Below are 10602 nucleotides of genomic sequence, written 5' to 3'. Positions count from 1 at the left end.
CTCACCCATCGCTTGATTAGATTTTCACCTATGTGAAGCCATGGAAGTGGGGACTATGACCGTACATGACGAGCAAGCAGGGTTGATCCTGCTGGTAGAGGACAACCGCCAGATCGCTGAAATGGTGGGCGAATTTCTCGAACGCCGCGGCTATTCGGTCGACTACGCCGCCGATGGTGTCAGTGGGTTGCATCTGGCGGTATCCAACAGCTACGACGTGCTCGTGCTGGATTTGATGCTGCCCGGGCTGGATGGTCTGGAGGTATGCCGCAAGCTGCGCAAGGAGGCGAAGAAGTCCACGCCGGTGCTGATGCTGACCGCGCGCGACACGCTGGAGGACAAGCTGGTGGGCCTGGAGGCCGGCGCCGACGATTATCTGGTGAAGCCGTTCGAGGTACGCGAGCTGGAGGCGCGGCTGCGTGCGCTGATCCGGCGCGATCGCCGTCAGGTATCCACCGAAGTGCTCACCGTCGGTGACATGATGCTCGACACCGCGACGCTGCGGCTGACCCGCGAAGGACAGGAGCTCACCGTGTCGCCGATCGGGTTGAAGCTGCTGGCGATCCTGATGCGCGAATCACCCCGAGTGGTAAGCCGGCGCGATATCGAACGCGAGATCTGGGGCGATACGCTGCCCGATTCGGACACCCTGCGTTCGCATCTCTACAATCTGCGCCGGGTCATCGACAAGCCCTTTGCGCGGCCTTTGTTGCACACCATCCATTCAGCCGGCTACCGTCTGGCGGATCTGGAATCGGAAGTCGCTTCAACCGCGCAGACGGCCTGACTTTGTCTTGCAGCAGCGCAATCGTGCAGAAGTGATGGACAGCAGGGTCAAACCAATCACCTTCCGCGTGGGCGCGTTCCGGCGGCGAATTGCCTGGGTCTTCGGACTCCAGTTGGTGATCGTGGCAATCGTCAGCATCCTTGGCATCTACAACGCCATGCCGATGGCGGCGGTGATCACCGTGATCGTGTTCACCGCCGCCATCGCCTGGCTGATCACCCGGCGCGAGTGGCGGCCGGTGCGCGCGCTGGCACGGGTGGTCAATCGCTGGGGCGGGCAGCAGTTCGATCCGGACGCGCTCGACCTCGCCCGGTTGTCGACGCATACCGACGCCGACGTCGCTTCCCTCGTGCGCGGGCTGCACGGGTTCGCCACGCGTATCGCCGGATACAACCAGCGCGAGCGCAATTTCACCCGCGACGCCAGCCACGAGCTGCGCAGTCCGCTTACCGTCATCAAGATGTCGGTGGACATGCTGGGCGAAGAGGAGAGCCTCAGCGAGTTCGGGGTGCGCTCGGTCCTCCGGATCAAGCGCGCGGCGCGCGAGATGGAGATACTGGTGGAAGCGCTGCTGCTGCTCGCGCGTGAGCCGGATGCATCGGACGGCGAGCATTTCGTCGTCAACGACCTGCTCGGCCCCCAACTCGCGTCCGCCCGGGACTTGCTGGCCGGACGACCCATCGAACTGCTGCTGAAGGAATCGGCCAGCTTTGCCGTACAAGGTTCGACCCTGGCTTTTTCAGTGCTTTGCTGGCAGTTGATCCGCAATGCCTGCCAGCAGACCGAGCAGGGCAGCGTGGTAGTCAGCGTCGCGCCTGGCGTGGTCAGCGTGAGCAATCACGCAGCCCCGCATGTCTCCGGCGACAGCTCGCGTCCCGTGCGTGTGCCGGGTGCCGACCGCCATGGATTCGAACTGGCCATTGCCCAGCGCATCAGCGACCGCTTTGGCTGGCCGCTGGAGTTGCAGACACGCCTTGGCGAGGAGAACATCGCCCGCATCCATTTTCCGCAACCCCTGCCGCCGCACCCCGCGAACCGACCGAGCCACCACTCCACCGGGTTGTAGGGTGCACGCGCGCCGTGCGCGATGCTCTCGCGGCACCCTTGAAATACAGCGCAGTGGCTGTGCTCCGGCCAGTCTCAGCCAGTCCGCAGCGCCGGGTCCACGCTGAACGCGCAACCGGTTTTCGCCTTCACCTCGGCGAGGCCGATGCCGTCGTTGAGTTCGATCAAGGTCAGCCCCTGGCCCTTCTCCACCTTGAACACGCACAGGTCGGTGATGATCAGGTCGACCACCTGCTTGCCGGTCAATGGCAGGTCGCAGGCGGTCTTGATCTTCGGGCTGCCGTCCTTCGCGGTGTGCTCCATCAACACCACCACGCGCTTGACGCCACTGACCAGATCCATCGCGCCGCCCGGGCCCTTGACCATCTTGCCCGGCACCATCCAGTTCGCCAGATCGCCCTGGCAGGACACTTCCAGGCCGCCGAGGATGGACAGATCGATGTGGCCGCCACGGATCATTGCGAACGAGTCGGCGCTGGAGAAAAAGCTGGAGCCGGGCACGGTAGTGATGGTCTGCTTGCCGGCGTTGATCAGGTCCGGGTCGATCTGCTCTTCCGTGGGGAATGGACCGATGCCGAGCAGGCCGTTCTCCGACTGCAAAGTGACGTTGACGCCCTCCGGGATGTAGTTCGCCACCATGGTGGGAATGCCGATGCCCAGGTTCACGTAGAAGCCATCCTGCAGCTCCCTCGCGGCGCGTTTGGCCATCGCCACCCGGATCGGGCTTTCCTTCCCCCCGGCGACGCCGGCGAGCGTGCGGAACTCGATCCTTTTTTCGTATTTCGCGCCCTGCACGATGCGGTCGACGTAGATGCCCGGCACGTGGATGTTGTCCGGGTCGAGCTCGCCCACCGGCACCAGGTGCTCCACCTCGGCTACGCAGGCCTTGCCGCAGGTGGCGATCATCGGGTTGAAATTGCGCGCGGTCTCGCGGAACACCAGGTTGCCGTGGGCGTCGCCCTTCCACGCCTTGACGATCGACAGGTCGGCATGGATCGCCTCTTCCAGCACGTACTCCTTGTCGCCGAACATCTTGGTCTCCTTGCCTTCGGCCAGCTTGGTGCCGAAGCCGGTGCGCGTGTAGAAGCCGGGGATGCCGGCGCCGCCGGCCCGCAGCTTCTCGGCCAGGGTGCCTTGCGGGGTCAGGTGCAGCTCCAGTTCGCCGGCCAGCGTCTGGCGCTCGAATTCCTTGTTCTCACCGACGTAAGACGCATATACGCGCTTCACCTGATGCGTCTTCAGCAAGGGGCCCATGCCGAAATCGTCCACTCCGGCGTTATTGCCGACGATGGTCAGCTCCCTGGTGCCGGCCTCGAGCAGCGCGCCGATCAGGTTCTCGGGGATGCCGCACAGACCGAAGCCACCGGCGGCGATCGTCATGCCATCGAACAACAGGCCGTCAAGGGCTTTCGCCGCGCTCGGATAAACCTTGTCCATTGCTGTGCCTTCCTGCAGGGAGAGTCAGCTGCCAAGGATACGACGGTTTGGCCCGCGCCGGCCTTGTACCAAGGTCGCAGGGCAGGCCGGGCCCGCTGTTCTCCCTGTCTGCCTGCGGTAGACGTGTCAAGCGGAGCGCCTGTGCCCACGCTGCTTGACGCGATCATTTACGCGTGTAAGCATAACTTCACTTACACGCGTAAACGATGACCCATGACGATCAGCGAAGCCGAAGCCGTGGTGATGGATGTGCTCTGGCGCGAATCGCCACGCACGGCCGAGGAGATCCTCGCCGAAGTCGGGCCCGCGCAGGCATGGCAGGAAGGCACGGTGAAGTCCCTGCTCAACCGCCTGCTGCGCAAGAAGGCGGTGCACGCCGAGCGCGACGGCCGCCGCTATCTCTACACGCCGCTGCTGAAGCGCGAGCAGTACGTGCAGCAGCAAAGCAAGGGCCTGCTCGATCGTCTGTTCGGCGGCCGCGTGGCGCCGCTGGTCGCGCACTTCTCCGAGCAGCGCAAGTTGTCGAAGAAGGACATCGCCGAACTGCGCAAACTGCTGCAGGAGCTCGACGATGAACAGCGTTGAATGGGCCGGAATCGATTGGCTCGGGCGCGGCTGGATGCTGCTCCTCGCGTTCACCGCGGCGGTACTGGCGGCGGCGGCGCTGCGCAGGGCATCCCGTCATCTGTTCGGCGCCGAGCGCGCGTTCGGGCTGTGGCTGCTGCCGCCGCTGGCGATGCTGGCCAGCCAGCTGCCGCATCTCGCCGGTGGGGATCGGGCGCCCTTGCCCGCGCTGGTTTACCTGATCGCCTCGGCGATTGGCTCGATGCCCGCTGTCGTCAGTGAGTCGGCAAGCATCGGCTGGCGCAGCTGCGCCGCATGGGTGTGGCTGGCGGGTGTCGCGATCAGCCTGGGGCGGGCCGTACTGGCGCAGGCGCGCTATCGCTGCCTCCTGCGGGGCTCCATTGCGATGGCTGACGTGCCGTCGCGCTGGCCGGTGCTGCGTGCCGCCTACGCCGATGTGGGACCGGCGCTGGTCGGTGCGTGGCGGGCGCGTATCGTGCTGCCCGCCGATTTCGAGCGTCGCTACGACGCCAGCGAGCGCGCGCTGATCCTGGCCCATGAGGCGATGCATGCGCGCCGGCGCGACGGCTGGTGGTGTCTGCTGGCGCAGATCGCTGTGGCCTTGTTCTGGTTCCATCCGCTGGCGTGGTGGGCGCTCGGCGCTCTGCGCCGCGATCAGGAGCTGGCTTGCGATGCCGCTGTCCTGCGCGAGCACGGCACGCAGCGGCGCAGCTATGCCAGTGCGATGTTGAAGACCCAGTCGGCGCCGTTTTCCTTGCCGGTGGGTTGCCTTTGGTCACCTCGTCATCCACTCACGGAGCGCATTGCCATGTTGAAATCACCCTTGCCGGGTCGTCTTCGTCGCCGCATCGGCGGCATCGCGGTCGCCACGCTCGCGTGTCTCGTGGGCGGCGCTGTCTATGCCGTCAGCGCACCATCCGGGCCGCGTCCAGGAATGGCCGCAGCCTCCGGCGCCGTCGGCGAATACCAACTGGACATGACGCTTGAGCTCGGCACCGACGATGCGCCGGCCAGCCATGCCGAGCGGATGACGCTGGCCTTGTGCATGCGAGCCGGCAAGAGCGGCACGGTGGACACCCACGGCTGGACCGTCGAGGCTACGCCGGTGCCCGAGGGAGAAAGCCGGCTGCGTATCGATCTGGCAGTGACCCACGCCGGCGGCGCGCCCGTGGCCCGTACCCAGCTGCATGGCGCGCTCGGTGAATCCGTGCACGCCGAAGGCAAGGGTGATGACGGCAAGCATGCCTATGCCGTTGACATAACGCCGCTGGCTGGCTGTCCGGCGCGTACCGCGACAGCCGACACCGGTGCCCGTTCGCGCCTGATCAGCCAGGCAGTGCGGAATGAATCCGCACGCGCGGTGGCCGTATCGGTGGCACTGGCAGCAGGGCTGACCCTGGTCAACCCGGAAGCACTGGACGATCGTCCGGTCACGCTCAATTTCGACCGGATCCCGGCCGAGCGCGCGATGCACCTGATTGCCGATATCGACGGCGCAAAAGCGATGTTCGACGGAAACCGGGTGCGCTTCGAACCGAAGTGATCGACGGGCTGGCTATACTCGCCCCGTCACGCATCCGGAGAGCGAAGTGAAGCCGCGTCACGTGTTGTTTGCCCTTGCCGCCCTCGGTGTCGCCTCCATCAGCCACGCCGCCGTCTCGCCCGTCTTGGTGATACACGGCGGTGCTGGCGTGATCAAACGCGACATGACACCGGCCCGCGAAAAGGCGGTGCGCGCGGCGATGACGCGGGCATTGCAGGATGGACACGCCCGGCTCGAGGCGGGCAAGAGCGCGCTGGATGCGGTGACCGCGGCGCTCACCGTGCTGGAGGACGATCCGAACTTCAATGCAGGCAAGGGTGCGGTGTTCACCCATGACGGCAGGAACGAGCTGGACGCAGCCATCATGGATGGCTATACGCTGCGCGCCGGCGCGGTGGCTGGCGTGCGGCGGATCAAGAATCCGATCGTGCTGGCGCGCGCGGTGATGGACCGGACGCCGCATGTGATGCTGTCCGGCGATGGCGCCGAGGCGTTCGCGCAGAGCATCGGCATGCGCCTGGTCGATCCGTCGTACTTCCGCACCGGGGAGCGCTGGCAGCAGCTGCAGAAAGCGCTGCAGGAAGACGCTGCGAAGCAGCCGCATGCGGACGTCGAGACGGCCAGGCATTTCGGCACGGTGGGCGCGGTTGCGCTGGACGCGCAAGGCCATCTGGCCGCCGGCACCTCCACCGGCGGCATGACCGACAAGCGCTGGGGCCGCATCGGCGATTCGCCGCTGATCGGCGCGGGTACTTATGCGAACAGCGGCTGTGCGGTTTCCGGCACGGGTTGGGGCGAGTTCTACATCCGCACCGTGGCGGCGCACGAGATCTGCATGAAGGTCACCCAGATGCGCGTGCCGCTGAAGCGGGCGGCTGCCGAAGTAATCAATCAGGAAATTCCCGCGATGGGTGGCAACGGCGGCGCGATCGCGCTGGATGCCGATGGCCACATCTCGATCCCGTTCAATACCGATGGCATGTACCGTGGCTGGATCGGGGGCGATGGCGTGCCGCATGTGGCGCTCTACGGCGACGAGGATGATGGCACCGCCGAGTTGCCGCAACCGGCCCCTGCGGAGAGCATCGCGCAACCCTGAGCTCCTACAGGAGCTTCTGAAGTTCGGTCGGGGTCAGTGCACCGCTGATGCCCAGCCGGCTTCCATCGGCGCGGATCACCAGTACGCGCGGCGTTTCCCCGCCCCATTGCGGATCGAGCAGGAAGTTGATGCGTTCGGGTGAAGCTTCGGCGTAGGCTCGGGCCGGATAGGCGTCCATCCCCATGTGGTGCAGGCGCGCTTCGATCGCTTCGCGCCGTCCGATGCTGTCGGTTGCCACGATGATCAGCTCGATGGCGTGTGGATGGGCGCGTTGCAGCTTGTCCAGCGCGTCAAGGTTTGGCTCGCAATAAGCGCAATCGAGCGCCCACAACGCAATGATCCGCTCGCCCTGTGCTGGCGCTTTCAGCAGCGCGGGCACGTCGGCCGCGGTCAACGGCTGCAGGGAAGCCGCCACGGCCAAGCTGGGGAGCAGCAGGGCCCATGCCAGAAGCATCAGGTATCTCATCGCGGCGCCTCGATCAGCTGAAAGCCGCCGGCGGTATTCCAGGCGACGAACGCGCGGTCCTGCTTCAGCAGCAGCTGCGGCGACGCGACCGCGCCATGGCTGCGGGCCATCTCGCGGGCGGCTTCGAAGTGTGCGCCGTTGTCGGTGGAGCGGCGCAGCATCAGGGCGTAGCCCTCGGCATTCACCTGGTTCCACGCGACCCATACGTTGCGTCCATGCACGGCCACATCGGCATGGCTGGCGCCCGCGCCGGCGATCGCCAACAAATGCTTTGGCTCGTGGCCGGGGTCGAGCTGGCCGTACCAGATCGTGGGCTTTCCTTTGGCCTCGTACCACACCGCATGGCGAACGCCATCACTGCCGATCGCCAGGCCCGGACCGTGGTGCGGACAGCCGGCGATTTGCCATTCGCTGAAAGTGGCGCGCTCGGCGCGGCTCGTTTGGCCGTCCACATGCAGCACGGCATAGGCGTGGTCGCGGATGTTGTCGCCGTAGATCGCGCGGAAAAATGCAGCGACTTCACCCCCGGGCGTGAGCGTCAATGCGGTCCGGCAGCATTCACAGCTCTGGTCGATCAGCTTCCTTTCGGACGCGAAACTCGCACCGCCATCGTTCGACCAGCTGTAGTACACGGCGGCGCCGAGATAGGGCTGGTGTCGTGCAGTGGCGGCGACGAGATCGCGCTTGTCGATCCACGCCACCACGATACGGCCACGGCCATCCACCGCCAGCGCGTCGAAGCGGTGGGTGATCTCGGCGCGGTCGTGATGCACGGTGAGGGGGGCGCTGAAGTGTTCGCCGCGGTCCAGCGAGCGGGCGAAGCGCACGAAGCCGGTCCACGGCTCGGCGCGCGGCTGCGACCAGCTCACATAGATCTCGTCGCGCGGGCCGAACGCGATCTTCGGCCGGTTCTCGCCTTCGGCGTAGATGCGTTCGGCGGTCGCGTTCACTTCGATCGGTGCGCTCAGCGAGCGACCGTCATTGTCGGAATGACGCAATCGCACATGGCCGTCCGCCGCGTCCACCAGCCACAGCCGCCCATGGCTGTCGAATGCCGCGCTGGCACCCAACTCGGGGCCCTTGGGCATTTCCATGGGCATGCTGTCGTGCGCGAGCAGCGCGGGCGAGAGCAGGCAGAACAGGGCGATCAGCAGGTGGCGCATGGCGGTTCCTCACAGCTCCCAGCGCAGCTCGCCGAACCAGGTGCGACCGGCGTAGGGATGGTAGACCCAGTAGTGTTCATCGGTGAGGTTGTCGACGCCGAGCGCGGCGGTCCAGCCCGACGCAAAGTTCCAGCGCAGCTTCGCGTCGGCCACGGTGAAGCGGCTCACCGCCCCGTAGCCGTCCACGTAGTCGCTGTTGTCCAGCGTGCCGTACTGGCGGCCGGAGTGGCGGATGCCAAGCGAGGCGTCCCACTGCGGCGCGAAGCGATAGTCGGCGAACACGCTGGCGCGGATTTTCGGGATGCGCGGGAAGGTCTTGCCGTTGGCGAGCGGGTACTGGCGATCCTGCAGCGTCTTCGCATGGTTGAAGGCGAGGCTGGCTTGCAGGTCGAGGCCGTCCAGCCAGAGGTCGGTGAGATTGATCTCGCCCTCGATCCCGCGGCTGCGCATCCTGTCGATGTTCTGCACGCTGGTGACGGTGGGGGTGACGGTGATGTCGGCCTGCGAGTACAGCGAGTCGGCGATGCGGTCCTGGTACAGCGAGACGCGCCAGCGGCCGTGGTCGAGGTGGCGGGTCAGGGTGAGGTCGGTGGACTCGTCGGTCTCGGGCTTGAGGTCGGGGTTGTTGTTGACGATCGCGTTGGCCGACAGGCTGCCCTGGAACAGCTCGGTCACGGTGGGATAGCGCACCGCCTTGCCGTGGGCCAGGCGCAGTTCCCAGCCGTCGGCGAGGTCCCAGCTCAGCGCCGCCTTGGGCGAGAAGTCGGTACGCCGGCGGTCAGCGTAGTGCAATGTGTCGACCGCGTTCGCGCGCAGGCCGCCGTAGGCGCGCCACTGTTCCAGCCGGCCGCCCAGGGTCAGCGCCCAGGCGTCGGCGAAGCTCCACACGTCCTGCAGGTACAGCGCGCGGGTCTGCGTGCGGCCGGCGAACGCGCTGACCTGCGCGCCGTCGGCATCGCCGCGCCAGTCGCCGGCGTTGCGCACACGGCTGTCCAGCACGTAGCGGTCGCCGTGCACGCCGGCGTACAGCATGTGACGATCGCCGAGCGGACCGGAGCTGCGCAGGTCGAAAGTGTCCCAGCCGGAACCGGCCTTGTCGGCGATCGTGCCGGGGCCACCGCTGGGCGCGCCGGGTTCGGCCAGGTTGGCGGTGGCGGCCTGCGAATGCAGGAAGTCGTAGTGGCTGGTCACCGCGGTCCAGCGCCAGCCGTTGTCGAGGTGGCCGTTCAACTCGACGCCGTAGAGCAGGTGGGTGTCGCTGGCTGAAGAAGGTGCCAGGCCGCTGGCCGGCAGGGTCCAGGTCTGCCCGGCTGCGCTGATCACGCCGCCGGCGACCGGTTGTCCATCGGCGTCGCGGATCAGGCTGCGGGTGCGGTCCTCGGCGCGGTTGTGCCACCAGCCGACGGTGAACAGCGCGGCAACCTGTTCGTTGATGTCCACGCCGATCTTCAGCTTCGCCTGGTCCTGCACCGTGTGTTCGATGCTGTTCGCGCCGTACACCAGCCGCGGCGAGCCGTTCGGGTTGCGATCCGGCACGGCGCCGCTGACCGGCACCGCCGCGGCCGCGTCGCGGCCGGCCTTCGCGGTGGCGTACTGCATCGGCTGGCCGTGATTGTCGAGCCGGCTGAATTCCAGCAGCCAGCTGAAGCGGCCCTGCTTGTCGCCCAGCGTGGCGACGGCCTGGTAGCCGTTGTAGTGGCCGCCGGCGCCGTAGGCGTCGCGATAATCCTGGCTGAAGAACTGGGTGCTCATGCTGGCCGTCAGCTGCTGCGGCAGCACGGTGTGGACCAGCACGGTGCTGCCCAGCGAGTTGCCCGGGTACAGCGCGGAATAGGGCCCGTACAGGATGTCGACGGCGCCGATTTCCTCGGCTGCCACCATGCCCCAGCGCGGCGCGCCGTCCCAGCCGTTGGTCATCAGGTTGGAGAGCAGCAGGCCGTCGGCATAGACCAGGCTGCGCGCGCTCTGCAGGGTGCCGGCGTTGCGGCCGCTGATCACCGCGTTCGGATCGCCGATGTAGCGCTTGCGCACCATCATGTTCGGCGCGTATTTCAGCGCGTCGGCGCTTTCGGTGACGTTCTGCTGCTGCAACTTCTGCCGGTCGATGCGCACCTGCACGCTGGGCGTCTCCATCACCATGGTGTCGCTGGCGTGCACCGAAACCGGCGCAAGGGTGGTGGTGGCGGGGGCGGGTTCATCGGCGGCCAGCAGCGGGCCGGCGGAGACCGCGAGTACGACTGCGCAAAGGCCGAGCGGGAGGGCGTTCAAGCGACACTCTGGATGGGGGTCTAGGGTTGCAAGGATAGTCCGCTGTCGTGCACGCGACAGATGGCGCGTTGTCGCAGCGGGGGCGGCGATGGGATGCGCCGGCGCGCCGAAAGGTGCCCGGGTGGAGCGAGAAGTGAGTGGAGAGCAGTGAGGAGTGAGAGAGAGCAACGGCTCGCGTCGGAGTCAGGG

Annotated in this window: 9 protein-coding genes; 5 read left to right on the top strand and 4 right to left on the bottom strand. The window is 66.7% G+C overall.

Annotated features, from left to right (window positions below; genetic code table 11):
* Window positions 1–55: 55 nt before the first annotated feature.
* Together ACFPME_RS16260 and ACFPME_RS16255 are read left to right on the top strand one after the other, a co-directional pair.
* Entirely contained in the window at window positions 56–787 is a 732-nt protein-coding gene (locus tag ACFPME_RS16260) for a response regulator transcription factor (RefSeq protein WP_377306720.1), read from the top strand.
* A gap of 34 nt (window positions 788–821) precedes the next feature.
* Window positions 822–1853, top strand: coding sequence for a sensor histidine kinase (locus ACFPME_RS16255; RefSeq protein ID WP_377306718.1), 1032 nt, complete (start codon window positions 822–824; stop codon window positions 1851–1853).
* 74 nt (window positions 1854–1927) lie between these two features.
* Here ACFPME_RS16255 and ACFPME_RS16250 read toward each other — a convergent pair whose 3' ends face one another.
* Window positions 1928–3289 carry a 3-oxoacid CoA-transferase gene (locus ACFPME_RS16250; RefSeq protein WP_377306717.1) on the bottom strand — a complete coding sequence of 454 codons (1362 nt, stop codon included), beginning with the start codon at window positions 3287–3289 and terminating at the stop codon, window positions 1928–1930.
* 213 nt (window positions 3290–3502) lie between these two features.
* Here ACFPME_RS16250 and ACFPME_RS16245 point away from each other — a divergent pair, with 213 nt between their 5' ends.
* The 3 genes from ACFPME_RS16245 to ACFPME_RS16235 are packed head-to-tail and all read left to right on the top strand — an operon-like array spanning window position 3503 to window position 6516.
* Window positions 3503–3874, top strand: coding sequence for a BlaI/MecI/CopY family transcriptional regulator (locus ACFPME_RS16245; RefSeq protein ID WP_377306715.1), 372 nt, complete (start codon window positions 3503–3505; stop codon window positions 3872–3874).
* The gene (locus tag ACFPME_RS16240) at window positions 3861–5417 is read left to right on the top strand and encodes a M56 family metallopeptidase (RefSeq protein ID WP_377306714.1); all 1557 of its coding nucleotides are present in this window, start codon (window positions 3861–3863) and stop codon (window positions 5415–5417) included. The genes ACFPME_RS16245 and ACFPME_RS16240 overlap by 14 nt, the downstream gene beginning before the upstream one ends.
* 46 nt (window positions 5418–5463) lie before the next feature.
* Window positions 5464–6516 (top strand): isoaspartyl peptidase/L-asparaginase family protein, encoded by a 1053-nt coding sequence (locus ACFPME_RS16235; protein ID WP_377306713.1) that lies wholly within the window; start codon window positions 5464–5466, stop codon window positions 6514–6516.
* Window positions 6517–6520: 4 nt separating this feature from the next.
* On the opposite strand, the gene ACFPME_RS16230 is transcribed toward ACFPME_RS16235, so the two are convergent.
* From ACFPME_RS16230 to ACFPME_RS16220, 3 genes are read right to left on the bottom strand one after another with little or no spacing between them, the layout of a single operon-like run.
* Window positions 6521–6970, bottom strand: a complete 450-nt coding sequence (locus ACFPME_RS16230) for a thioredoxin domain-containing protein (protein WP_377306712.1) — start codon at window positions 6968–6970, stop codon at window positions 6521–6523.
* A gap of 8 nt (window positions 6971–6978) precedes the next feature.
* Complete coding sequence (locus tag ACFPME_RS16225; protein ID WP_377306711.1) at window positions 6979–8145, bottom strand: sialidase family protein; 1167 nt, start codon at window positions 8143–8145, stop codon at window positions 6979–6981.
* Window positions 8146–8154: 9 nt separating this feature from the next.
* Entirely contained in the window at window positions 8155–10413 is a 2259-nt protein-coding gene (locus ACFPME_RS16220) for a TonB-dependent receptor (RefSeq protein ID WP_377306710.1), read from the bottom strand.
* Window positions 10414–10602: the final 189 nt, after the last annotated feature.

Source organism: Rhodanobacter umsongensis, assembly GCF_042654965.1.
In the GTDB taxonomy this organism is placed as follows: domain Bacteria; phylum Pseudomonadota; class Gammaproteobacteria; order Xanthomonadales; family Rhodanobacteraceae; genus Rhodanobacter; species Rhodanobacter umsongensis.
Note: the sequence above shows the minus strand (reverse complement) of the source record. Positions and strands in the feature narration are given on the sequence as shown.